The organism is Paenibacillus phocaeensis (assembly GCF_900021165.1).
Classification (GTDB): domain Bacteria; phylum Bacillota; class Bacilli; order Paenibacillales; family Paenibacillaceae; genus Fontibacillus; species Fontibacillus phocaensis.
Genome location: NZ_FCOQ01000008.1, coordinates 110580 through 133181 on the forward strand (window position 1 = coordinate 110580; position 22602 = coordinate 133181).

The following is a 22602-nucleotide window of genomic DNA, read 5'->3' on the forward strand; positions in this document are numbered from 1 at the left end:
GCATCCTCCTACAACTCCGCGAGCTCTTGTTCGAGCAGCTTGATCTCTTCTTCGATTTCTTTCAGGATTGCTGCCTTTGCCTTTTCAAAGAGTCGCTGATGGACCTGACTACTAATCTGAGGGCCGTTGTGATGGTGGTTGCAAATTTGGATGTAAGACGACTTGCCTTCGCTATATTCAAGGAAGTGCTTCAATTCCTTGATTTTCCCCTTCAATTCCCGGGCTTTATCAACCCGCTCACCCATGTATTGCAGCGTTTGATCATCCATGCCTTTCCCTCGCTTTCGCTTGATTTTCAGGCTCGAAAACCCGATTTGGGCAAAAAAATAAATAGGCTTAGCGAAAATCAGTCATTTTCGCAGTCCTCGCAGAGTCGTGGATAACCCAGCTCTTCGCCGTCGATCATCATCCCGCAGCACTCACAAAGCAGACCATCAAGCACCATTTCAGCAGCTTCTCCCATCGCCTTCCTCACCTCCTTTCAAGTCCTGCTCAAGCTGCTCGTCGCGCTCCCGCTTGTAGGCGGCCAGTTCGTCCTCCTGCGGCGTACGGCGCCCCTGCTCGCCATATAGCTGCTGAGAGAAACGGTCAAGGTCTACGCCAGCCATGGGACCCACACCCCACGCTGCACCCGGCCCACGAAATCCTCAAACGTGATGCCGTAGCGTACATGGATTTTGAAATACTCGAAGTAGACGCCAAGCTTTTCCACTGGATCATCCGGCATGTGCTACATCCTCCCCCCATGAGCCGGTCAGTAGCCGACGATACCTCCGATACTGCCCGCGAGCGTGTAAGGCGATAAGCGGCCTGCCGCAAACCTTCATACGTGACTCCAAATCCAGAAAGAAGGCCATTAGCTCACGCAACTGCTGCTGGGTTTTCACGTGTACTTCGCCTCCATCTCGTCGAGCTTCGCGGCAAAGTGCTGGACCAAGTCCATGTTGCCAACGACCTGCCCCGCGTATGCCGCTTCTTTGTAGCCGTCGATCTTGTGGACCAAATCGGTGTTTATCCGTAAGCAATGCATCATCTCGCTTGCCTCAAAAACGTTCAACGTCCCATCCTGCATTTTTCTAAACAATTCAGCCATCCGGCGGTGCACCGGGTGGATCATAATTGGCATGTGGTCACGCCCTTTCGTTTGGTTTTGATTCGTTTTCAGTTTTCAAAGAGCAAAGAGAATCACTGAACGAGTCCGTCTCTGGATATTTCAATCGTTTTCGCCTCTAGAAAGTCCAAGAATTCCTCTTCCAGACCTTTGTGCTCGATAAACATGAGACCTGCCATTTTGGCGATGTCGTCGGCGTATATGTCCTCCATATCGCCCTCAACCACTTCGAGCCGCCGAGACAAATTAGTCAAGATTCTGTTCTGATGCTCAACAAAGTCGGTAACGATCTTTTTGAATCTGTCTACGTCTGCTTGCGTTGCCAGAGAACCAGGTTTCAGTGCTTGTAATGCTTCCAGCAGCGGGATAACTTGCGACTTTTCGCTCATAATCACTCCTCCCCCTTACACTTGCTGTACAGGCTGTGAAAGAAATTTATTGATGAAATACAGTTGCCCTTTGCCAGTTACCTTCGGCGTCTTGTTCACTGTCACATGGCCGTCAGAATGGCTGATACAGGTTTCTTTGATCTCGAACAACCCCAACTCCATCGACCGCTGTGTGGGCATGTTGTAATCTGTACCGCGTCGGCTGATCAAATAGCCGTTTTCTCTCATCCAAGCGAATAATCTGTTCTGCCCCATATCAACACCGTTTTGTTTGATCAGTTTGGCGAGCTCCCCAACAAGAATACTGTTCTTACTTGCTGTCACCGATTTTGCAAAGAGTACTAGCGGTCGGTCAGATTCGACTTTTTGGACCAACTTATCCCGCTCCTCATTTGCTTGCTTGAGGCGTTGAGCCAAATCGATGATTGTGTCTGGATTAAGGAGTACCTCCTCGATTTTTGCAGGCGTCATGTAGGCGCCATGCTGTCTGATCGCTGGGAGTACTTCCGACGTGACCCATTTTCGAAACGCACGTGCTTCCGGTTTGCGACTTTCAAGAATCACGTCGTACAGGCCGTCTTCGTTGATGATGGTGGTTTGTTGTACGCCTCCTGCTGTTTGAAGGGGGTAAGTTGAACTTACATCCTCTGGCAGTCGATCCTTTACCATGCGCGGATTGCTCAATTCAAGAACCTGGCATACATCTTTCAGTACGAACCATGGTTCGCCGTTTTTCTCAATTGTTCGAATCTGTGCGCCGTTGAAATTGAAAATTTGCGGTTTGTTCATTTGCTCCCATCCCCTTTCTCGCTTTGCCTCTAAGGTGCATATACATTTGTTTGCGCGTTCTTGCTTACCGAATCAGAACATTCTTTGCGATTATCTTGTAAATTCTGTGCAACATCGGTGTCAAAAAAAATTTCCCGTACATCACGATTGAAAACTTTGGCAATCCTAATAGATACCTCTACTGAGGTGCTGGCCCCATTCTCGATTGCAGAAATCGTTGCGCGTGATACGCCAACCTTTTCGGCTAGCTCATCTTGTGTCCAATCAAATTCCTGACTTCTTCGCAAATATCTAACTATATTTTTCATATCGTTTGTTCACCTCACTTTCTGTTGTACACAGTTTACATCCGTTTGGCGTCAATGTATAGTCTGTGCAACAACTTTTTTTTATGGTACAATTGACTTTTTGTAAGTTTTGTTTTACATTATTTGTTGTGCTTTGTTTACATTTTGAAAAAGGGGGGTTTTCACTCACATGAGTAATGAACTCGGGAATTTTTTGAGACAACTCAGAGGAAAACGATCTTTAAGAGATATTGCTGATCTGACTGGACTTTCACATACATACATCTCAGATATTGAGAATGGTTACCGGAGAGGTACGAACAAACCGCTTAAGGTTTCCCCTGAAATCCTTAAAAAATTGTCTAAAGCCCTTGACACATCCTATGCTGAACTTATGGTTCTGGCCGGATACTGGGATAAAGACGACCCGGAAAACGAGATGTTATCTGAGATTTATTCTGAAGAACGTAAGATGGAGAAAAAAATAACTGCTTTATTAAAGAAAATTGCTAATGACGAAAACCTCTTCCCATCTCGATACCACGAGGACATTTTCAAAATTTTTGGTGGATATGCTTCAGATAAAGAGGTATACGAACGCTCATCATTTGGGGATATAAATTCTTTTGACAAGTGGTATTCTGATTACTTAAAACGGGATGAAGAAGACAAGTCTGTAGATGAGGAATGGGCTATTGAGGAGTTTAACAAATACTATAATTATCGAACTATTAAGCAAGGTATTGAGTCTTTGGACAGATTCATAATCATAAACAAAACGCTTGATGATTTCTGGGATGAACTTGTAGATTTTTGCCTGCGTCATAACATTGATTATCAGGATGATCAAATAAGAGAAAGCTCCCCTCCATATTTGACTGGAAAAGAGCTTGACGAAATACCTATTGAGGAATTAGCCAATCACAACTTAACAAGAAAAGGCAAACCGCTCACTGAGGAACAGAAGAAGAAACTTGCTCAGTTAATTCAGTCGGCTGCTGATCTTCTTGACTAGAAAGTTCATTCAAAAACTTTTCGGCTTCGGAGACATCAAGACCTCTTTGTTTTAATCGCTCTAAGAGTTCTTCAGTGCGGATAGTATAAATTGGTTTGATAGGTCATACCCCCTAGATGTAATATTTTTCCGAGTGAGATGTTAAGACGAGCATACCACATAATACGAACCGATTCCAGAACAAACGTTCGTAATTTTAACATAGTTTGGAAAGGAGTTTCCAATGGCGTTCCTGCTCGGGGAATGCCTGCTGTTGGACCGATTGAATGAGAAAGGGATTACGCCGGCAGAGTTCGCTCGACACATGAAATGTTCCCGTTCTTACGTAAGCCAGCTGATCTCCGGGAAGTCCAAAATGTCTCTCGAATTCGCAATCAACGCCGCCCACTTTCTCAATTGCCGTGTGACTGATCTTTATGTATTGAAATGGTCCAACGACAGGAAGGAGTAGATTATCTACTCTCCCCCGAGCATATTGTTAAGTAATGCTTAACATCTCGTGATCCTATTTTAAGCCTTCCCTCGACACCTCACTGTCGCAAATCGTCGAATTAACAACTTTTAATTCTAATCTCTCGAAGTTTGTAAAGTATTAGGAGAAAGCCTAGAAATAATTTCCTAGGTCTGGTAGACTAAAACCATAAAATTACCAGGAGGGGTTGTATTACCGTGTGGGCTTTTATTGGTGTATTATCTTTCATTGGCTTCATTGTTTTTATGGTTCTGGGCATCATCTCAGCTGTCAAAAAGAATGGAACCGCAAAGAAGAAATTTATCATTGGGGGAGCATTGTTCGTAGTGTTAATCATCGCCTTTGCTGCCGATCCTAATCCTAGTACGCCAGCAGACAATGTAGCCGATCAGGCCGCTACTGAAACTACCACAAATACGGCCACAGATGATACAGCTAAGGATGATCAGGCTAACAATGAGAACGCAGAGGCTGCAAAGCAAGAAGCGAAGGAACCAGCGAAAGAACAGGATGCAGTACAAGAACCGGCAAAAGAGGAGTCGGAGAAAAAAGAGGAAACTGTGCCAAGGGAGTATAGAGCTGCGTTAACAAAAGCGCAGTTATATGCTGATACTATGCACATGTCAAAGGCAGGCATTTACGATCAGCTGACATCTGAGTATGGCGAACAATTCCCGGCAGATGCTGCTCAATATGCCATTGATAACCTTGAGGTCAATTGGAAAGAAAATGCGCTGAAAAAGGCGCAAGAATATGCGGAACTCATGAGCATGTCCGATGCCGATATTTACGACCAGTTGATATCAGAGCATGGGGAGAAATTTACGAAGGAAGAAGCGCAGTACGCGATTGATAATTTAGAGTAAAGAGTTAAGCCCACCGACTGTATTAGTTAGTGGGCTTTGCTATGTAAAGATCTGAAATAATCAGCGTATCCTTTATATTCCCCCGCCGCGATCAGGGCATCGATCATATGCCACTCCTCTTGCGGCAGAGTAATCATGACCGGTTTTTTAACGCCGAGTGACGGGCGCCCTGATCCAACTCGTTTACCGCCGCGCTTTTCGACCTTTTCGGCTTGCTTGATCTGCTCCTGCAAGTATTTGTCCGGGTCTTTATCAAACTCCATGTAATCGGCGATCAGCTGAGATGCCTGTTTAATTAGTTTATTTGCCTGAGCCCGCAGACTGACGAGTTTCAAATCGCGTCTCTCTTGCAGCATAAAAAGCGCTTCTGCCAGATCATTAGCCCGACTTTCAAATGCCCTCACGCCTTCCCGGGCATCCATCCGTACAGCCGAGAGCAGGCGCTCTACTCGACGTTGATTTTCCCCAATCACGCCCATCAATTCTTTTCGATCCATACTCATCACCTTTGATTTAGATTATCTTATTCAAATTGTATCATAGGCTTTAGGGTTTGAAAAGTATAATCTAAATCAATAAAAAATCCCGGAGTTACCCGGGTTAAGTTATGCCACTATTAATCCATTACCTGTTTAATACTTAGTCCAGTAATCGATATTGCTGCCAGTTGTTGTGGTCGCTATTTTAGGATGTTGCTGTGGTTGGTCCCTATCCCACGCCTCTAGGATGACGATTGTATCCAGCCGTGGATTATCTGGCCAAAAGATGTATCTCTGCTCTACTAGGACACGCAGCCCCGCGTAAATGTCTTGCTTGCTCCTACCCGTTTTTATCTCAAGTTCTTTAAGCGTCGGCATCCGGTGCGTTTGCTTTGAGAAATTAAACAAGACCCGGAGCAGTTTACGCTCCAAATCGTTCAACAATTGATCACCCCATTTTTACGAACGTTTGTTTGTATTATACGCTGAGAAAACGAAAAAGTAAAAGCCCACCCGGAGATGTATCCTGATGGACTTTATGCAAACATGATATACAAAAATATCAACTAATTGATATTTTTATTGACTTATTATATCAATATGTGCTATATTTATATCAGGAAGTTGATAGAAACGACTTCCTGAGGAGGTGAGAAACAACATGGAAAAGAAACTTATGGAAGCTTTTGAAAAGCTCCAAAAACGCGAACACCTCCTGCGGGTAGCACGTCACCAGATGCAGTTGGGACGTATTACCGAGGAGGAGTTCAGAAAACGTGAGGCGCAGATACTTGACCGGTATCGCCTCACTCTCGGAGAACAACGGGCATACAACCTGTACCTCCGAATGAAAGGCAAGCGCAACAGCAAGTAAGCGCGGAAGAGGAGCCGAGGAATTAGGCTCCTCTTTTCTTTTTCTTACGCCGCACTTGCTTAACCCCAATCATAAACCAGTCGTAATTATCCATCAAGCTATCCATATCGACATAGACAAATGGGATCAGCAAATTGCCGTGGGCCTTATACTCGATTTCCCGCATCAGGCCCCCTCCTTTACATGCTCCAGGATGTCGCCGATCCCTACCTCCAAAAAGTCACACAATTTATCAAGCGTCTCTAAGTCCACTCGTTTGACCTTATCATGATACAATCCGGAGACTGTATTGATTGCCAATCCGGTTCCAGCTACTACATCGGATATTTTTAGGCGCTTGCGCCCCATGATCTCACTAAGGTGATTAATGACCATGCTTAACACCTCCTGACAACAACTATACACTAAGAATAATTTTTTATCAACTTGCTAATAATTTTTGTTGACTTTATATATTAACATGCGCTATATTTATATCAGGAAGTTGATAATAAGTCAAACGGAGGTATTAAATTATGAGATACGTAATGGTAAGAGCTTGGGAGATCGCAAGAGACGCTGTTGCAAAGTTTGGTGGAAAGGTTAAAGAATACTTTGCCCAGGCTCTTGCCCAGGCGTGGAAGGAGGTGAAAGCTATAATGCAACGTTACGAGGTCATTCTCGACGCGGACACCAAGAAGTGCCGCACTTGGCTAGCTAAAATCGTAGGTACTCATCCAGTTTACAAACTGGATCGTAAATTCTTGATGCAAGATGGGGAAACCGAGTACGGCCGCAAAGTATTTAAACTCAGCGATGGATACTATGAGTCGTTTAACGGTAAGCGGCGGCAGCTTTTTAAAGTCGTTGACGGTGAGTACTTTGAGATGACCATGCAAGAGATGCAAGTCGCGGTAGCAGATTCGTCATTTTAAAAAAGCCGCCTGATGTTGGAGCATCAAGCGGCCGGGCGGGAAAACTTTCGACGGCCTTCCCGCCCTCCATTATACCAAATTTGGAGGGGTATTGAATGAGAACTTGGGAACGAGATGGTTACTTGGTAAAGGAGATGCCTTTTGATTTTGCACTGCATGAGTTTGCAGTCGTTAAGGATAACGAAACGGTGGCAGTTATAACACCTGGATCGATCGAAGATATGGAGTCCATCATCGCCGATCTCGACGCCGGCCATGACGTAAACGGCTGGGAAGACGGCATGGGGAACACGATCAGCATCTGAAAATGATATAGGGGCTACGGCCCCTCTCAAACCTATTAACTGGCGCGTAAGACCTCACCCATACGGGAGGCAGTGCGAAAGGAGATAATGCATTATGAAATTGTCCAAATTACTCAACGATTGCAACGTTTTATCTTCCGGTTTTCCGGCAATAGCTGCGCTTGGGGAGCACAGCAAGGGTTCTACCCCTGTGGTTCTCTCCTCTCTCCCGGCAGCCGTATTGCATAGCCAAGGCATTACAGAGTACTATAGCCTTGTCCTCCCTCGCGGCACTACGTTTAACACCGCCGAGGACATTATTAAATCCGATCCGGAGGTTAAAAAATACCGGATCGAGACGGTAGATACCGCTGGCATGCCAAAAGCGATTACTACACAGCACCAAGCTACCCTAGACGTGTTGGCCGAGTTGTACCCGGACGCGGAGATTATCTCTCAGCGTAATGCCGACGGTACGACGCGCAATCTTACGCCAGAGGATGTGGCCGGTAAACATGTAATTGGTGTACTACCGCCGTTTTTGGTAGCTGCCGCCGGCGCGTTTACGTCTGCAAGCGTAGCGGGTTACAACGCGGCTACAGATGGCGATTTGTCCGGTGATGCACTTAAACAACGTTTACAGATTGCTGATACGGCGCTTAAAGTAACACAAATTTATAAAGTCGTGATCGGTTACATGGACACGCACGACCCCAGATACGGAAGTGTAACAGAAAAAGAGATGACAAAGAAAGACCTAATCAACTGGATAACGAAAGAGTCCGAGGAATGCGGTAAATGGGGGATGGGAAGCCATGGTATAGCAAGTGTAACAATTGACCGCTACCATCTCAATGGGTCAGATTGGGGATGGTTTTCCAAGGAGGACGACCAAAAATTATTTGATTATGTCAAGAGCCTCGCGTAACCAACTCCAAGAATTTATACTCTACTCCGTGGATTTAAAAATATTTTTTTGATATTGTAGGTGTTAGAATCTAAAAAAGGCGGATGTTAACATGGGGAGATTATCAATTAGCCAACGCTTGCGCAAGGCCAAAGCTCCGGAGGTAAAGCAAAAAATAGCTTTGGATTGGGCTGCGGAATGGCAGGCGGAGTACGAAAAGCATGTACGTAACTTTGAGCGTGCGATCCGAGAGGAGGACTATGACCTGTTGGTGCGTACTCTAGGTTGGCTCAAAGCTGATGGGATAAAACGGTTCGATGCGCTTCCGCGCGTCTTATCATCCGTGGCAGAGTTAAAGACAGCTGATCAAGGAGAGGTTAATAAGTGATTGGTAGCGGGAAATATTTAAAAACATGTCGCTATTGTGGGGTGGAATTTAAAACGGACTGGCAGCATCAAGCCTATTGCACTCCGACGCACAAAACCTATGATTATCGGAGGCGGCGTTTAGCAAAGTCCCCCATAAAAATCTGTCCAAAGTGCGGAAAGCCGTGGAGAGAGCCACGGGCCAGCAATACTGGATCAAAACCTCACTACTGCGCAGCTTGCCAGGACTACTTCGCGAGCCGATATAAAGGACAAAACGCCTGACGGATCACGTCCGCAGGCGTTTTTGTTATGTTTGACATACTTATTATTTTTTCAATCCACGTCCGCTAGACGCGGACGACAAGCGCGTTCGGTGCTTCTGTACCGCGCAATTTGATTATAGGTTATTTGGTGCAATCTGTAAATACCTATTCTTTCGTTCCGCCATCCCGTTTGTTACCCAGTTCAAACAGTCCCGTAGCCGACAGTCCGGCTAGGCCGCCGGCCCATAGACGAAGCACCAAATCCAAGTCCGTAAAGGGGGATGCGGCTGCACCGACCAGGATGCCGATCACCACCCCGATCAGCGGGACGATGTTTTTCGGCAGGTTAATTGTTGTCTTTACCAACTGCACCAACGCCAATACAAACACGGCCAGCACCGAGGCGAAGGCCATTACATTATTCAGTACTTCCATAATTATCAGTTCTCCTCTCTTATTCTTCCGGGATACCCGCGGCCCGGCGCAGGTAATTCGCCAAATTGTTAAAGTGCTGGGCCCGCAGCATGTCCCCCTCGTCCCGTGCCTTAAACCACGCCGGGGAGAGCCAGCGGATGATGATCTCCTGAGCGTTGCTCTTGTGGAGTTTGGTCAATGGCAGCGCAGCTTTGCCCGCTTCTAGCGGGATGCCTGCGGCCATCCGGAGATTGTTGGCCAAGTTGTGGAAATGAGTCTTGCCCACCTGGTCCCCTGCTTTTTGCGATGCAAACCATGCTGGGGAGACGTAGTTGTCGATCAATGCCTGGGCGATCCCGGCCGGCAGCGGAACAAAATCCGGCGGTGCAATCGGCGCGGCCAGCTCTGTGGCGACGTCGGTGATCAGATCCTTGAGCGTCTTACCTCCCGCCTTCAGCGCCTGCTCGCAGTCCGCTTTACGTGCCGGGTCCAACTGCTTATGGCTTGCGATGTGCGTGGATGGATTCTTGCTCCAGCGGTCGCAGCAGTATGCCAGGTACCACACAAACCGCTTGTAGGCTTCCGAAAAGGTGATCCGACCGCCGTAACACAACTCTATCCCAAGCGCCGCGTCGTTGGCATCATAGCCAAATAGGTCGTTGTCGGTCGTGACGTTATACAGCACGTGCCAGGCTTTCTCCGCCGGATCCGCCCCGGTACCTGTCGGGATGATCTCCAGTATCTTTGTGTCGTCAATGAATACATGGGCCGATGCGGAGCGGTCGGTCAGGCTGTTAAAGTATTTGTAATGGTTGTCCGCCGTCGCCCCCGGGTTGCCTGTGTCATGCGCAACAAAAAAGGCCGGCGTTCCGGTTTTGAGCCGGGTACCTGGCCGCGTGTTGGAGCGCTTGGTAATGTACCGGCGCTCGATCGTGTATTTGGTTTTGTCCAAGGTTAGCCCCTCCCATCTTCTTCTAGGCGGTCGATCCGCTTATGTGCTTGTTTTGCCGATTCCTCGACCCGTGTGAGCCGTTCGGAGATTGCTTCAAAACGTTGTCCTTGCAGTTTTTGTTCGACCTTCATGTCGTCCACTCCACGCTTAATGTACTCTAAATCAGCACGCTGTACGGCCGAATTAGCTGACTCCTCTGCTACCTCTTTTTTAACGGTCCTCGCCCGGCCCGCCCACCCCAGTACAATGCCACTAAGCGCGGCTGCGGCTGATATGATTGCTGTAATCACTGTAAGATCCATACGTCCACCCTTTCCTTAATCTCTCCCCCGAATAGGCTCCGAAGGAATAAAAAATACGCCCTACGGCGCTTCTGTGGTTTGTTCGGTTTGATTGGTTTCTTCTTCCGGTTGTTCGGTGACTTCTTCGTAATTTTCGGCCAGATATTCGTAATCACAAACTCCCACGGTGCCGGTGTTGTTCTTGTAAACAAATTGCCCGGGGAGCGCGGTGATCGTTTTTGATCCGTCTTTAAAGGTCACCGATTGCAAATTACCTGTCGGCGTAAAAATAACGGTCACCCCCATGCCCGTAAGTTGGATTATCTCCTGTATCGACGCGAAATCTTTAAGCTCTACTGCTTCGACGTAATCGTTCGATCTAAACATTCTGATCATTGTCAACACCCTTCTTATCTTTTTTATGCGTAGTTTATTGTGCCTATTATTGCCGCAATTGTATCGTCAAAAGGTGTGCCATACTCGTATAAAGCACCTATCCCGAACTCAAGAGGATGATCAATAAACGGAGGTAAATTCGAGGCACGATAAACACCAAGAGTCACGTCCCGAATTATCGCAGTTCTATTTACTAGGTCAAAGGCCATAAACGAAAGATAAAAAACTGTTGCATTTTCGTAGTAACTCCACGTTTCTCCTGTATCTATATTCCGAATGTATACATAAGAGTATCTTGTACCCCCAAGATATCTCATAAAGCTATCCAATAGAGAATTTGCCTTAAAACTAAAAAACCGGCAGCCTGCAGGAATGTTCAAAACCGGCACTCTGCCGGAGTACGGGTTAGGAACAGGTGGCCCTATAGACGCATTCACCGCAGTCGAGCCCGCTAGACTTGGCTTTATCTGCCCAATCTTCCCCGCCAACACCGCAAACGTATCGCTGCCTGATGCCGGTACGCCTTTGCCAGTAATCGCGGCAGCGACCGCATTTTTACCGTTACTGGCAGATGTAAAAAGCTCGTTGATCGCGGCAACCGTATTGCCTTTGGCCGTTGTCTGTAAGCTTGCGAGATTGCCCACGGCGGCATTTACTTTGGCCTGCGCCCCTGACGGTGTTTCTGCTGCATCTGCTTTAGCTTGGGCCGCAGCTGCGGCCAAGTTTGCGGCGTTTGCCGTCGTTTGCGCCGCTACAGCTGCATCATATGCCGATTTGACGGCCTTGGGCGTGGCCGCCCTGTCTTCGGCGGTGCTATTGGTGGCATTGGAGAGCTGGACGATACCTTTTTGTGTCGTGGTGGCATCGTTGATCTGTATTCCGGCAATAGCATCCGCCAACTCCTGCTGCGTGACGTACACCAACGACTCATCGATGTTGGCCGTGATGTTAGCCGCGGATCCAACAAAGACGTTCATGTTGATCGCCTTCTCAATCACCCCATCTCCTTGCGGTGTAATATAGTCGGCCGTCGCCCCGGCGTTGGCGTACATGTATAGTATCTCGCCGTCATCCGGATCGGTGGCAAATATGCCGATCTCCCGCAAATAAAACCCGGTCGTAACGTCCTGGTTGGTCAATGTCGCCCCGATGAGCGCCCGCGTTGCCCCGGCCGGACGTTTGAGGCGGGTAATGTTCAGGTCCTTGACCGGGGCGATCAGCGCGGTCATACTCTCCAAAGATTGCCCGCTCAGCGTACCGCTCCCTACCGCCATCCTTGTATAAACTAGATGAGCGCCAGCCTGCGCTTTTGCCTGCAGTTGACGCCCCTTATTGGTTAATGCATAGCTCCAAGAGCTCATAAAAAATCACCTACCCTATTGTGATAAACTCGCCGATGTGCAACATACCGCCAATGTACATGTCGCGTGCCTCGATGGTTTCCTCCAGGATGACCGCTTCAAGCCATTGGCTTTTACGCTTCACCGATTCGACTGCCTTGGTAAACTGCTGCGCCTTTTCGTTCGTAGCCTCCGGGTTGCTGGTCAGCACCCGGAAATACCCAGGATCGCCGCCATACTCAAACCATTCCTCAACCCGTCCGTCTCCAAAATAGATCTCGACCACGCGCTGCACAGCCGCCGGAGTCCCCCGGATCTTCGCCAGATAGAGGACATCCTTGATCGCCTCTCGTTTGACCTCAATGTCCGCGGTCGCATCATACCAATCCGCCCCAAACTGCCAGGCGAGGATGTCGCAAACTTCACCGGGGAGCCCGTCGATTCGGCTATAAATCAGGGCCTTATCGGTTTCCTCGGCGATTTTCTTGAGTTGATCACCAACCGCCGCCGAGTATCCTACTACCGTCTTGTCCTGACGCATGAACTTCGTTTGGAGCTTCAGCAAATCTAAATTTAGAAGATCCATTAGATCAAGCCCCCATAAACCAGATTGCGCGTCCCAGTCCTTTTAGCGACCTCATTCTCGTCAATCTCCGTATAGACCGGCGCCGTAGTGACTACTCTATAGGCCCCTGCTGCGTAAATACGCGATATGAGATCGTCCGGCGTAATTGCCCTGCCAAGCTCGCTGCACTGCCAAGCTTCATAAGCATCAGCAGCCCCGCCCGCTCCCTCCACAGCCGCGCGTATTGCCGCCTCCTCGGCTGAGCGATCCTTGGAAATGTAATACGTCAGATCGATTGTGTATGTCACCTCCGTCGGTGCCAGGACACTGACAAGGTCATTTAGTGGACGGCGATCTTTCGGACTCACCTCAGCCATGACCTTATCGAGTACGTCCTGATCCGGCAGCTCTCCCCCTCGCATTAGTGGATAAATTTCGATCTCGTTGGGGGCTGGTGAGATAACAGCCACGTCGATGATATTTACATCAGCTGATTTGGCAAAAAAGCGGTAAGCATCCTCCGGACCGGCCACGCTAAAGGAGGCGGGCGCCAGGAGTTGACGCTCTCGGAATGCATCATCGGTTTCCTCATCCGAACCGCCGGAGCTGGTGTCGATGTTTTGCACACTGGATACATAGGGGATTGGATCGACTAGCAAATTGATCTGCCCCGGAGCGTATCCGTTATATTTTTCTCCTCCCTCTGTCGACTCGGCCTCCACATCTACATATAAGCTTCCGGCTGGTATTGTGGCCGGGTCCGTCGTTGCGAAATAGACGTTCCCGTCCGGAGTCACTCGCGTCCCCTGCGGGATAGTGATAGCGTCCACTTGGACATTGGAGAGAATAAACCGGATTGTGGTTTGGGCCGGCTTTGCGGGCAACCTCGTAACACCGACGCGCAAGCCAAGGTAATCGAGCACCTCCTCATATGCAAAAGGCAGCAGGTTAGAATTGCCCGTGAAATTGATATCGTTCCGGAGTCCCACAATAATCGGCAAGAGCTGGAGCAGAAATATGCGCCGCGGATCGCCGGGGTAAAGCTGCTGTCCAGCCGCCTGCTGGAAGGATACGAGCATTTCCTGTTCGATACGCTGCGCATCCGTATCGACAAACTGCACCGGTTTAAAATCTGTCATACGTCAATCACCACCTCAAAAATCAAACTTCCGTCCTCCTCAGACACTCCCAAGAAGTTCACGCTGATAACTTCTGCCCGTGGCTCGAATTCCTCGATTAATGAATAGATCCTGGATATAGTTGCAGGGATAGCTTCATCCAGAGGCATATCCGCCAGATTCCCGGGAAGCCCCATCGTGCGTTCATAAGCAACCTCATAGATGTTGGTATTGAGTAGAGTAAATACATTCTGGACAACTTCATCTACTCCCGTGGCTACCCAGTCAAAATCAGGGGATTCGGAGCTAATTATCGTCACCTGCATGGTTACACCCCCATCGAGTTGAGCCGCGCCTCAACCGTGCTCGTGCGCGCTGTCGTTGCATTGACATTTGAACGCTTAGCCTCGGTTTTATCAATGTAACTGGTCGGCACGATATCGAGATGAACTGGGGTTTTGTCTGAGGTCTTGGCCTTTTTATTTTTCTTGGATGCCTGAGCAGATCCGGCCCGAACGTATTCTTCGAATTCGAGTTTCAGCTTAGCTCGGAGAATGTTACCTTTGCCATCAATCTGTGTATCGCTAACGGCCACGGATTTCAGGAGCCATTTATACTTCCCGAGTGGCTTTTTCCCCAAAATAAAATAATCCGGGGTTGCTTTATCCCGGATCTTTTCCCAATCTTCGATTTGCGCACGAACATCGATATATTTGCCAGCAATGAGCGGGATTTCGAAGCTCATCGTCCCAAGCGTTTGTCCTTTGATGTATGTGCTGGGCTTACTCTTGAGCTTTTCCTGCGCCTCTGTATCGAGTGCTCCGGACCATTCCATGCCTGTTAATGTGTAAATCTTGCTTGCACTCACTGCAAATATTTTATTTTTAAACGTAGCGATTGGCACACTCACACCTCCCTACGGGCTGCTATGATCATGGCATCAACCAGGACGCCCGAAAAAAGGGCAACCACCGCCACAGCGTTGATTTGGGGATTAACATGATCGGCATAAGGAATCTCGGCCGTCACGACGTTATCCCGATCCGTAAACGTGACCCTGGCTTTCCGGGCGGCCTCATCAATGGATGTGATTTTTCCCTTCCGAATCATCAGTATCCCTCCAGTGGCTTCCGTAGCTTCAGCTTTGTGCGGTTGTTGATAAGGTCATGCACCAGCGAGTCGATAAAGTAAACGCCGTCGAACATGCCTGTATCCGCAACCTGTATCGTTGTCCCCGCAGCGTAATTGGTGTTAAGGTTGATGGACATCGTTCCGGTGATCATGTACTTGTTTGTGCTCCGCAAAATGCCCTTCGCCCATCGGTTAGCCTCAGCCTTATTGCTGACGTACAGCCTTCTGACCAATGTTGGGCCTGTGATATCGGCAGCAGTAAACTCGCCTTCGATGTATTCGCTCATCGTCTGCCCGCGCACGATGCACTTACCGTATATGTCCACTGATTTGTTCACAAACTCAAAATTTCCGTTTATTCCGGATTCCTGGATCAATGCTAGTTGCGGATCGGGGGCTGTTTTTTCCTGCTCCGCTTCATCGTAGATCACGACTGATCGGTCATTGATTTTAAGCGCGTAACCTTCGAGACTGCACAGCCCGGCCAGAAAGGCAAAATCCGGCTCCTCGATCTGGTCAACTCGGTCATACAGGTGGTTTGTAACGCCGTATGTTTTCAGCGAGAATCCGTACCTAGCTGCGATCTGTGTCGCGATCTCCATAAATCGGACTGCTTCCCACCCTTGCGAGCGAGCTGTTTTGCTTGCCTGAGGGATGGATAATGCGGCCAGGCCGAAACTCCCGGCTCGCTGGCTGATCTCGTCAATAAACATCACTCCGGAATCGAGCCCCTCCTCTCTGACCTGCAACGTGTCTCCCTTTGCAGGCTTCCATTGGCTCCACAACCCCTCGGTATCTGAAAATTGGAGGACGATGCTGTCTGGCTTGCCTCCTGATTGATCAGATACTATTACTTGAGTAGGGTGGACATAGTCTGTAATGTCGGTGCCATTGTAGATGATCTGCATCTACTCACCACGCTTCCATGGGGGTAATGTAGCCGGTGGTTGATCGTCGATAATCGGGATAAACAAGACTTCTCCGCCGGAAAAAGTGATCACCTTGCGATATTTCAAGTTGGCCTGAATGATTGTGGATGCATACCGTTCGTCGTCATAAAAATCGAGGGAGATGCTATCGAACGTATCCCCGGCCATCGCGGTATATTTATAACCAGTCGTTAACTCAGCCAAAGCTCTCCCTCCGTTTCGATTCCCACCATCGATCGGCGCGGTCAAAGAAGTCGTCCGCAGCTCCTTCCAACTCGCTCATTACACTCGCAGCATCTCCGCCGTGGAGAACCGGAGCAAAGACGAATGTCGGTTTTCCGCCTCCGCTGCCGCCATCTACCCCAAGGATCTGGGCCGTTTTGTTAAGCAAACTTAAACTACGCGGCGTACGCTTCAGGGGGATGGCTGCTTCTGGCCCTGCCTCACCAAAAATAGAGGGCTGATTCGCGAAGCCGCCCTTTGCAAAAGTGGGGATTGTCGGGATATTTATGCCAAACTCCCCGCCTCCTAGAAAATCAGGCAGCTTAAAATGAACGTTGTTTAGGCCGGAAATCATCTTATTTATCCCATTGATGATTAAATTCAAAAAGCCTTGAAAGCCTGATATTGCTCCATCCCAGATGCTATTAAACCACGAGCCAAGTCTATCGAAGAATGGCATTACTTCGTTTTGCCACAGACCCACAATCCAAGAGGATACCTGATCCCAGTTCTTCCACAGGGCCCATATGCCAGCAACCAGCACGCCGATCGCGGCTGCGACTCCAACGACGACCCAAGTCATGGGGTTTGCTAGGACAGCGGCATTCAGCCCCCATTGAGCGATGGCAGCTGCAACAGTACCGGCTCTGATTCCAGCCATGATTCCTTGGTATACTGTCATCCCTATGGTGATTGCTTTCCAGGCAACCATTGCGGCAACAATACCGAGTATCGTCGGTTCAATGATCGACCAGTTATTCTTAATAAATGAGTAAATTCTACCGGCTACATTCATCACTTTTCCCGCGCCGTCAACAATCTTAGGAATAGCGCCGATGACCGTATCGGCAGCCTTGCCGATCACGCTTTGCAGCCGTTCCACCTTCTCAGGGCTACCGGCGAACGAGTCAATAAGCTGATTCCCTTTCTCGTACAGCTTCGTAAACGCCGGTAACGCGGCACTCATGATCTTGCCCGCCAAGTTCTTGAAGCTTTCGCTAAACAGTTTCTGCTGGTTAGCAAAGCTATCTTGCGTTCGCGCAAAGTCCCCCTGAGCATCCTTACTCATTTCCATGAGGTAGTTGTACCGGAGGAGTGTCTGGCTGGCTTGGTCCATTTTGGCGTAGGACGTTTTGATTCCCTTCGAAAGTGCGAAAGCCTCCATGTTTGCGACACTCATATTGATACCAAGGGCTTTAAGCGGCTCGGTTTCACCCGAGATACCTGATTTGATCTTTTCAAAAGCTTCAGCAGGATCAAGGTTGTAGAAGGAAGCGAAATCCCCGGCTAGGGCTGTCAAGTTCTCAGACATCGAAATTAGGTGTTTGCTCGATACACCTGAGCTCTTCATCAGAGCCCCCAATGTTCCGGCAAATTGCTTGGCGGACAACTCAGATAGGCCAAAATTTTTCAGAGCAGATTTGGCGAATTCGTTAATTTGCTCTGCCCCCTGACCAAATGTCACATCAACCACGTTCTGGACCTCTGTCAGATCGGAGGCCAGGTCAATGCCCAGCTTACCGACGTATGCCATCCCGGCACCGAGAGCGACCATGCCGCCAGCGACCGCAGTTTTCATTATCCCGAAGGATTTTTGAGCCACCTTGCCTATCAATCCGGTTTCTTTATTCAGCCTCTCCGTCTTCTGTTGCGCTTCCACCATGGCCTTCCGGAGGCTAGGATCAATTTTCCCGGCCAAGACGATTAGTGCCTCGAGTTCTCGTTTATTTGCCACGGATTCGCTCTACCTCCTTCCTCTGGCGCTCCGCTTCATCTGCCAGAGCCTCGTGAAACTCAATCAGCTCGACGATGCTCATCTCCATGCATTCGGAGCGGGTTGCAAAATGGTTGAAGGTTAATTGAGTTATGCATCCTCTGAGGTATTCGTCTGTGACGATCCCTCCGAATCGAGAAAGAAAAAATCTCGGACCAGCGCCTCCGCCTTTACCGCATCTTTGGCGCTCATCCGAAGCACATCCTCTGGCTCGATCGATGCGTTTTCCTTCTTCACGGCTGCCGCAAATAGGTACAGGTGATAATCGGAGTCCAATTCTTGGACCATCACCATATTGCCGGCCTTTTTAAATGCTCTGGTGGCGTCAGCCTTGTCCTTTGCGGTCATGTCTTCCAAGTTGTATGTCAGCTCATTCACGGACTCACCGTTGATATGGATCGCTTTACTTAGCTTAAAAACTGGCATCTTTAGCCCCCCTCAAAATGAAACAGCCCTCCTTTACTGGAGAGCTGTTCGGATGTTTGCCATGTAGTCCACACCGTTGACCACATATTTAAAATTAAATTTGTCGATCAATAATACTTCTTTCCCGTCAACGATTTTGCGGTAGTAATAGATTTCAAACTCGCTTGATCCATCGGCACCGGAGTTTACCTCGACGTTCCCAGCGTTATACGTTTTGTTAACTCCAGACATAAACACTTTGTGTTGCTTGATGCCAATCTTTGCTCCGGCAGTATCAAACAAATCTACAATCCACACCACTTCAAACTTGATCTCCCCTGGCCGAGAGAGCATTGCATACTGGGCGTTATCCGCCCGATTGTTAACGGTGAAGACCATAGAGCCGATCTGCCCGAAGGTAGGCATATCGATCTCCCCCATGATCCCTGCACCGTTAATGGTGTCAGTCATTTTTTCGATGCTTGGCAGCGTGAGGCTGGCGCTATCGTCGATATTTACGAGGTTGCCAGAAGTGTCCGTCGCCTTCAGCCGATATTGTATGGTCTTGTTATTGATTTGCATTAGCTTTCACCCCCAAAGAGAGTAGATAAGCCCTCTGTTGTGTACCGAACGCGGAAGGTCAGGGACTTGGCAACTGGAGTATTGGTGTTCAGGACATCAAATACAAAATCCCCTTCGACCATCGAACTAACGGGGTTGCTCGTCTCATTGAAATTGATCGAGGCAGAGAGCAAATGCCCATCCGCAACTAACCCATTGAGCCAGACCCCGGCATCATTGAGGATCGTATCGACCTTACTGCGATTCAGCGGGCCATCCACTTCCGCACCATAGCGTCGCTGGAACGTGTTGGTCAGGTATCTTGCCATCCGGATCGATGCGTCAAAGGTATCCTCCGGCTTGACCTCGGTGCCGTATTTGTAGTTCGCGTTATGCGGCCCCCAGAGCACCCAAATGCCGTCGCGGAAATTGAAGGTAGTAATGCCCGCGGCATTCAACTCGTTCGCCTGCAATTCATCGAAAGAAATTTCTGTTCCGTCCCCCATCACTGTTGAAGTGACATCAACCCTCTTATTGGAAGGTGACTCGGAAGGTACGTTATCGTTGGCAAAGTCCGTCTGCTGCATCCGGACGCCCATAATTGTTGACGCCCAGAAGGTATGACCTGCGACACTCGCTTTCGGCCAGCCGACCTTAAGCGGCACATCCGTATACCCGTTAGTTTCCTTCCAACTAATCGCCTGAGCGATTGTCGCAGTTGCGGCACTAACGTCCAGATCAGCAAGGACAACAGCATCCCAGTGCCCATTAATTTTCTGGGCTTTGGTGACCATAGCCTCTTTGATGTCTTTAATTTGAGACCAACCCGGCGCGGCAAGGATGGTAGGGACTTGGTTTAGTTTTTGGTAGATCAGATCGACCACGGCCAGCCCAGTGCGCACTCCATTAGTATTGCCGCCAATAATATCGCTCGTCTGCACCGTAGATACGTCCATCTTGTTGTACGTCACTGACGTTGGGTTATCGAGCGTCTTGCCCGGCAGTGCAGAGATTTTCACCCGGCCACCGCTTACGTATGTTGCCTCATAATCTGTTCCGCGGACTTTGTCCTCGATCTCAATCGACTCCAAAACAACCGGTTCATCGATATATCCGACGCCGTTGACGATTGCTACATTCTTGGTCTCAGGGCTGGAATGTACCGTTGGGTCCATCACGTTAATGACAATAATCGGGCCGATCGGCTGAATCCGGTTTTTAAAATGGGCATACACGACTTCGGATAGGGTGAAGGTTTCCCAGTCGTCGGAGTAACCGATTTTACTTACCGCATCATCATAGTTGTTAAGCGTGATCGGGACATTGACCGCTGCTGCAGGGTTAGCCAACTGCTGCACCGGCGCCGTACCAATGTAGATCGGCAGCGTCCCCACCCCAGAAGGCGGCAGCGAGTCCGTGCTGGGCTCAAGAGTGCCGTAAACACCGTGTTTATACGCCAAAATGCTCACGTCCTTTCTTAATCCAAAAGATTCTCATAATTCATGTATGGCAAAGGAGCGCCCCCAGCCCGGAAGGTCATCCAGCCGACCCAATAACCGACCGGCTGTTGTAGGTACATCCCCCAGCGAAACGGCTTCTGTGCGGCCGTTTTGCCCCCGTCAATGAGGTACTGAGATGATAGTTCCCGCCGGCATATCGTGATCAGGTTGAGCAGGTCCTGATACCCTTTGTAGTTCGGGATGATCACCCCAGGCTCCGGGTACAGGCCTGGGTTATAGACGATGAAGGTCAATCGAATATTAATCCCCGCATCGCTCCCGTCATCCTCACCCTCGTCCATACCGACGACGATCGCTGGGATGGCTTTCTTGACCCCGTCAGGGAGTTGCGCGGGAACGTCTTCCAACTGATTTGGGGGCGGCAGCCAGCCGATGAAGACGTTTGGATGCATCAGACGGTACTCTGTCGCGTCGTCATCATTCGGCGCCATCAGTTTGATTTTCGGGGCAACGTGCTCCTGGCAAAAAGATTGGATCGCCTCAAGGATTACGTTATCAACCATCGCCTTTCACCTTCTTTAGCCGATATTGGATTTCATGTTCAATCCGTTGGCCGAGGTACTCATTCGCCTCTTTCTGGATGGCTTCCATTACCTGCAAGTTTTCAACCATCTGCGTCGGTGATATCGTCCGGAGCAGCTCGATCGGATATCGTTTATCACCTGTCCGCCGGAAAATGTGCGTATTCCCGTCTGAAGACTTCTGGACGAATGCCTGCGGGTTGCCTAACACTGGCTTGCGCCCCGCTGACTTTTTAATCTTGACCCGTGCTTTCTTAGACTTCGATTTGAGCCCTCCTGGCAAAAATCGCCCGAGAGTGTACCGTTTACTACGAATGCGGATAAACGCCCGAGGTCGTCCGTATGACGCTTTGTTTTTCGTCATAGCTTCCTTGATCTCCGACACTTTGACGCTATATTGTTGCGTTACATAGCGCCCCGTGCGGGAATGGACACGGTCAAGCGTCCGGTTTAGTGCGGAGACAAACGCCTTTGGCATTTGCTTCTCCAGATCTTTCAGCCCCCCAACGATATTGTTAAGCTGCGAAGTATCGATTTTGATTTGACTGGTCATGTCATTCACCACGGTTCTGATTCAAAACAATCTCGTATACGCCGCCTGCTTCCTTCACATCGTCGATGTAGTACAGCTTCTTGTTAAAAAACTGCGTTTGTCCCACCTCAGGTTTCTCAGGTAAGGAAGCGACAGGAATAAAATAAAGGAGCATTCCGGTAGTTACACCGAAATACTCCTTTTCAGCACGTTTTTTTAGCTGCTCATCATCAATGGTAACAATTTTCCGTTCGCCGTTAATCAGCACCTCATCAGCAAATTCGTCAGGATTGAAAAAAACTCCATCGATATCAAGTGCTATATAGTCCTTGAAATTCATGACTTAGTTTTTCTCCTTATCGGCTCTTCCCCTTCACCCGGGGCAGCTGCAAGAATGATCCCCTTGCGCAGTTCGGTTTTCACCTCAGCGGGGTCGGCATCAAAAAAGGAGCCCTCCCGATGGATGACCCCGTTCCGGATCGTATAGCCACGAACGACTTTATACCTGGTCATCGCCTTTCACCTGCTTCCCATCTTAAAGCTGGACATTTAGATCATCAGCCGGAAGTTGTTGCGCATACCAGTCCTCGTATTGAACGATGCGCTCCTCCTTGTTTGAACCCGGTTCAAACCCGAGGTCAGCTAAAATGGCCTTTTGCTCCTCCGCCTTCAACTCGGAAAATTCCTCGATAGTAGGCGCTTCGACCATTTCGCTGTCATCACCGTTGCTAATTTGATCACCCGTTTGATTTCCGGAAACAGTAAGTGGAGTGTTTTCCACCGGGTGATAAAGATCCGGTACAACGTATTTTTGAGAAATCAGCCAAGCAACTTCGGATTCTTCCGCATCAAAAACGGAGCCCTTAACATAACGAGCTCCGTTTCTCAGCAAAACGCCCCTTATAACTTTAAATTTCATTTC

Annotated in this window: 39 protein-coding genes; 8 read left to right on the plus strand and 31 right to left on the minus strand. The window is 48.9% G+C overall.

The window, feature by feature from the left end:
- Window positions 1-8: 8 nt before the first annotated feature.
- The 7 genes from BN3795_RS02565 to BN3795_RS02585 form a co-directional block, all read right to left on the minus strand.
- Complete coding sequence (locus BN3795_RS02565; protein ID WP_068783185.1) at window positions 9-269, minus strand: hypothetical protein; 261 nt, start codon at window positions 267-269, stop codon at window positions 9-11.
- A 177-nt stretch (window positions 270-446) separates the two neighbouring features.
- The gene (locus BN3795_RS25425; protein WP_198524626.1) at window positions 447-608 is read right to left on the minus strand and encodes a hypothetical protein; all 162 of its coding nucleotides are present in this window, start codon (window positions 606-608) and stop codon (window positions 447-449) included.
- Complete coding sequence (locus BN3795_RS26050; protein ID WP_269800204.1) at window positions 596-727, minus strand: hypothetical protein; 132 nt, start codon at window positions 725-727, stop codon at window positions 596-598. Before BN3795_RS26050 ends, BN3795_RS25425 begins: the two co-directional genes overlap by 13 nt.
- Before the next feature lie 156 nt (window positions 728-883).
- On the minus strand, window positions 884-1126 hold the full coding sequence (locus tag BN3795_RS02570; RefSeq protein WP_068783186.1) for a DUF7667 family protein: 243 nt from the start codon (window positions 1124-1126) through the stop codon (window positions 884-886).
- A gap of 59 nt (window positions 1127-1185) precedes the next feature.
- On the minus strand, window positions 1186-1500 hold the full coding sequence (locus BN3795_RS02575; RefSeq protein WP_068783187.1) for a hypothetical protein: 315 nt from the start codon (window positions 1498-1500) through the stop codon (window positions 1186-1188).
- 15 nt (window positions 1501-1515) lie between these two features.
- Window positions 1516-2289: a phage antirepressor gene (locus BN3795_RS02580; RefSeq protein WP_068783188.1), complete on the minus strand. Its 774-nt coding sequence runs from the start codon at window positions 2287-2289 to the stop codon at window positions 1516-1518.
- 29 nt (window positions 2290-2318) lie between these two features.
- Complete coding sequence (locus BN3795_RS02585; protein WP_110944962.1) at window positions 2319-2597, minus strand: helix-turn-helix transcriptional regulator; 279 nt, start codon at window positions 2595-2597, stop codon at window positions 2319-2321.
- A 169-nt stretch (window positions 2598-2766) separates the two neighbouring features.
- Between BN3795_RS02585 and BN3795_RS02590 the strand changes: the two genes are divergently transcribed.
- The 3 genes from BN3795_RS02590 (at window position 2767) to BN3795_RS24855 (ending at window position 4929) form a co-directional block, all read left to right on the plus strand.
- Window positions 2767-3591 carry a helix-turn-helix domain-containing protein gene (locus tag BN3795_RS02590; RefSeq protein ID WP_068783189.1) on the plus strand — a complete coding sequence of 275 codons (825 nt, stop codon included), beginning with the start codon at window positions 2767-2769 and terminating at the stop codon, window positions 3589-3591.
- A 223-nt stretch (window positions 3592-3814) separates the two neighbouring features.
- A complete protein-coding gene (locus tag BN3795_RS26210) occupies window positions 3815-4042 on the plus strand; it encodes a helix-turn-helix transcriptional regulator (RefSeq protein ID WP_068783190.1) in 228 nt (75 codons plus the stop codon).
- Window positions 4043-4260: 218 nt separating this feature from the next.
- On the plus strand, window positions 4261-4929 hold the full coding sequence (locus tag BN3795_RS24855) for an Ltp family lipoprotein (RefSeq protein WP_232729835.1): 669 nt from the start codon (window positions 4261-4263) through the stop codon (window positions 4927-4929).
- 26 nt (window positions 4930-4955) lie between these two features.
- Here BN3795_RS24855 and BN3795_RS02605 read toward each other — a convergent pair whose 3' ends face one another.
- Complete coding sequence (locus BN3795_RS02605; RefSeq protein WP_068783191.1) at window positions 4956-5426, minus strand: hypothetical protein; 471 nt, start codon at window positions 5424-5426, stop codon at window positions 4956-4958.
- Between the two features lie 643 nt (window positions 5427-6069).
- Here BN3795_RS02605 and BN3795_RS02615 point away from each other — a divergent pair.
- Window positions 6070-6282: a hypothetical protein gene (locus BN3795_RS02615; RefSeq protein ID WP_068783193.1), complete on the plus strand. Its 213-nt coding sequence runs from the start codon at window positions 6070-6072 to the stop codon at window positions 6280-6282.
- A gap of 22 nt (window positions 6283-6304) precedes the next feature.
- Here the strand turns inward: BN3795_RS02615 and BN3795_RS25430 are convergent, their stop codons facing one another.
- On the minus strand, window positions 6305-6448 hold the full coding sequence (locus tag BN3795_RS25430; protein ID WP_198524627.1) for a hypothetical protein: 144 nt from the start codon (window positions 6446-6448) through the stop codon (window positions 6305-6307).
- Window positions 6448-6657 (minus strand): helix-turn-helix domain-containing protein, encoded by a 210-nt coding sequence (locus tag BN3795_RS02620; RefSeq protein ID WP_068783194.1) that lies wholly within the window; start codon window positions 6655-6657, stop codon window positions 6448-6450. The genes BN3795_RS25430 and BN3795_RS02620 overlap by 1 nt, the downstream gene beginning before the upstream one ends.
- 140 nt (window positions 6658-6797) lie before the next feature.
- Between BN3795_RS02620 and BN3795_RS02625 the strand changes: the two genes are divergently transcribed.
- The 4 genes from BN3795_RS02625 to BN3795_RS02640 all read left to right on the plus strand — a co-directional run bounded on the left by BN3795_RS02625 (window position 6798) and on the right by BN3795_RS02640 (window position 8775).
- A complete protein-coding gene (locus tag BN3795_RS02625; protein ID WP_068783195.1) occupies window positions 6798-7196 on the plus strand; it encodes a hypothetical protein in 399 nt (132 codons plus the stop codon).
- Window positions 7197-7291: 95 nt separating this feature from the next.
- The gene (locus tag BN3795_RS02630; protein ID WP_068783196.1) at window positions 7292-7501 is read left to right on the plus strand and encodes a hypothetical protein; all 210 of its coding nucleotides are present in this window, start codon (window positions 7292-7294) and stop codon (window positions 7499-7501) included.
- A gap of 94 nt (window positions 7502-7595) precedes the next feature.
- Window positions 7596-8408 (plus strand): hypothetical protein, encoded by an 813-nt coding sequence (locus BN3795_RS02635; protein ID WP_068783197.1) that lies wholly within the window; start codon window positions 7596-7598, stop codon window positions 8406-8408.
- Window positions 8409-8499: 91 nt separating this feature from the next.
- On the plus strand, window positions 8500-8775 hold the full coding sequence (locus BN3795_RS02640; RefSeq protein WP_068783198.1) for a hypothetical protein: 276 nt from the start codon (window positions 8500-8502) through the stop codon (window positions 8773-8775).
- A gap of 409 nt (window positions 8776-9184) precedes the next feature.
- Here the strand turns inward: BN3795_RS02640 and BN3795_RS02645 are convergent, their stop codons facing one another.
- From BN3795_RS02645 to BN3795_RS02740, 21 genes are all read right to left on the minus strand, one after another.
- The gene (locus tag BN3795_RS02645; RefSeq protein WP_068783199.1) at window positions 9185-9454 is read right to left on the minus strand and encodes a holin; all 270 of its coding nucleotides are present in this window, start codon (window positions 9452-9454) and stop codon (window positions 9185-9187) included.
- 19 nt (window positions 9455-9473) lie between these two features.
- Window positions 9474-10385, minus strand: a complete 912-nt coding sequence (locus BN3795_RS02650; protein WP_068783200.1) for a peptidoglycan recognition protein family protein — start codon at window positions 10383-10385, stop codon at window positions 9474-9476.
- Window positions 10386-10387: 2 nt separating this feature from the next.
- Window positions 10388-10687, minus strand: coding sequence for a hypothetical protein (locus BN3795_RS02655; RefSeq protein ID WP_068783201.1), 300 nt, complete (start codon window positions 10685-10687; stop codon window positions 10388-10390).
- A 60-nt stretch (window positions 10688-10747) separates the two neighbouring features.
- On the minus strand, window positions 10748-11062 hold the full coding sequence (locus BN3795_RS02660) for a hypothetical protein (protein ID WP_068783202.1): 315 nt from the start codon (window positions 11060-11062) through the stop codon (window positions 10748-10750).
- A 23-nt stretch (window positions 11063-11085) separates the two neighbouring features.
- A complete protein-coding gene (locus BN3795_RS26305; RefSeq protein WP_068783203.1) occupies window positions 11086-12423 on the minus strand; it encodes a tail fiber protein in 1338 nt (445 codons plus the stop codon).
- A 10-nt stretch (window positions 12424-12433) separates the two neighbouring features.
- The gene (locus tag BN3795_RS02670; RefSeq protein WP_068783204.1) at window positions 12434-12988 is read right to left on the minus strand and encodes a phage tail protein I; all 555 of its coding nucleotides are present in this window, start codon (window positions 12986-12988) and stop codon (window positions 12434-12436) included.
- On the minus strand, window positions 12988-14106 hold the full coding sequence (locus BN3795_RS02675; protein ID WP_068783205.1) for a baseplate assembly protein: 1119 nt from the start codon (window positions 14104-14106) through the stop codon (window positions 12988-12990). Before BN3795_RS02675 ends, BN3795_RS02670 begins: the two co-directional genes overlap by 1 nt.
- Window positions 14103-14411 carry a GPW/gp25 family protein gene (locus tag BN3795_RS02680; protein WP_068783206.1) on the minus strand — a complete coding sequence of 103 codons (309 nt, stop codon included), beginning with the start codon at window positions 14409-14411 and terminating at the stop codon, window positions 14103-14105. Before BN3795_RS02680 ends, BN3795_RS02675 begins: the two co-directional genes overlap by 4 nt.
- Before the next feature lie 2 nt (window positions 14412-14413).
- Window positions 14414-14989 carry a phage tail protein gene (locus BN3795_RS02685; RefSeq protein WP_068783207.1) on the minus strand — a complete coding sequence of 192 codons (576 nt, stop codon included), beginning with the start codon at window positions 14987-14989 and terminating at the stop codon, window positions 14414-14416.
- A gap of 2 nt (window positions 14990-14991) precedes the next feature.
- Window positions 14992-15195 carry a hypothetical protein gene (locus BN3795_RS02690; RefSeq protein WP_068783208.1) on the minus strand — a complete coding sequence of 68 codons (204 nt, stop codon included), beginning with the start codon at window positions 15193-15195 and terminating at the stop codon, window positions 14992-14994.
- Window positions 15195-16124: a phage late control D family protein gene (locus tag BN3795_RS02695; RefSeq protein WP_068783209.1), complete on the minus strand. Its 930-nt coding sequence runs from the start codon at window positions 16122-16124 to the stop codon at window positions 15195-15197. Before BN3795_RS02695 ends, BN3795_RS02690 begins: the two co-directional genes overlap by 1 nt.
- Window positions 16125-16349, minus strand: coding sequence for a tail protein X (locus BN3795_RS02700; RefSeq protein ID WP_068783210.1), 225 nt, complete (start codon window positions 16347-16349; stop codon window positions 16125-16127).
- Window positions 16342-18102: a phage tail tape measure protein gene (locus BN3795_RS02705; RefSeq protein ID WP_068783211.1), complete on the minus strand. Its 1761-nt coding sequence runs from the start codon at window positions 18100-18102 to the stop codon at window positions 16342-16344. The genes BN3795_RS02700 and BN3795_RS02705 overlap by 8 nt, the downstream gene beginning before the upstream one ends.
- Window positions 18103-18231: 129 nt before the next feature.
- Window positions 18232-18567, minus strand: a complete 336-nt coding sequence (locus tag BN3795_RS02710) for a phage tail assembly protein (RefSeq protein ID WP_068783212.1) — start codon at window positions 18565-18567, stop codon at window positions 18232-18234.
- 33 nt (window positions 18568-18600) lie between these two features.
- Window positions 18601-19128 (minus strand): phage major tail tube protein, encoded by a 528-nt coding sequence (locus BN3795_RS02715; RefSeq protein ID WP_068783213.1) that lies wholly within the window; start codon window positions 19126-19128, stop codon window positions 18601-18603.
- On the minus strand, window positions 19128-20567 hold the full coding sequence (locus BN3795_RS02720) for a phage tail sheath protein (protein ID WP_068783214.1): 1440 nt from the start codon (window positions 20565-20567) through the stop codon (window positions 19128-19130). Before BN3795_RS02720 ends, BN3795_RS02715 begins: the two co-directional genes overlap by 1 nt.
- 17 nt (window positions 20568-20584) lie before the next feature.
- Window positions 20585-21130, minus strand: a complete 546-nt coding sequence (locus tag BN3795_RS02725) for a hypothetical protein (protein WP_068783215.1) — start codon at window positions 21128-21130, stop codon at window positions 20585-20587.
- On the minus strand, window positions 21123-21701 hold the full coding sequence (locus tag BN3795_RS02730) for a phage tail protein (RefSeq protein WP_068783216.1): 579 nt from the start codon (window positions 21699-21701) through the stop codon (window positions 21123-21125). The genes BN3795_RS02725 and BN3795_RS02730 overlap by 8 nt, the downstream gene beginning before the upstream one ends.
- Window position 21702: 1 nt before the next feature.
- Entirely contained in the window at window positions 21703-22020 is a 318-nt protein-coding gene (locus BN3795_RS02735; RefSeq protein WP_068783217.1) for a hypothetical protein, read from the minus strand.
- The gene (locus BN3795_RS25435; RefSeq protein WP_198524628.1) at window positions 22017-22193 is read right to left on the minus strand and encodes a hypothetical protein; all 177 of its coding nucleotides are present in this window, start codon (window positions 22191-22193) and stop codon (window positions 22017-22019) included. Before BN3795_RS25435 ends, BN3795_RS02735 begins: the two co-directional genes overlap by 4 nt.
- A 22-nt stretch (window positions 22194-22215) precedes the next feature.
- Window positions 22216-22599: a hypothetical protein gene (locus tag BN3795_RS02740; protein WP_068783218.1), complete on the minus strand. Its 384-nt coding sequence runs from the start codon at window positions 22597-22599 to the stop codon at window positions 22216-22218.
- Between the last annotated feature and the right edge of the window lie 3 nt (window positions 22600-22602).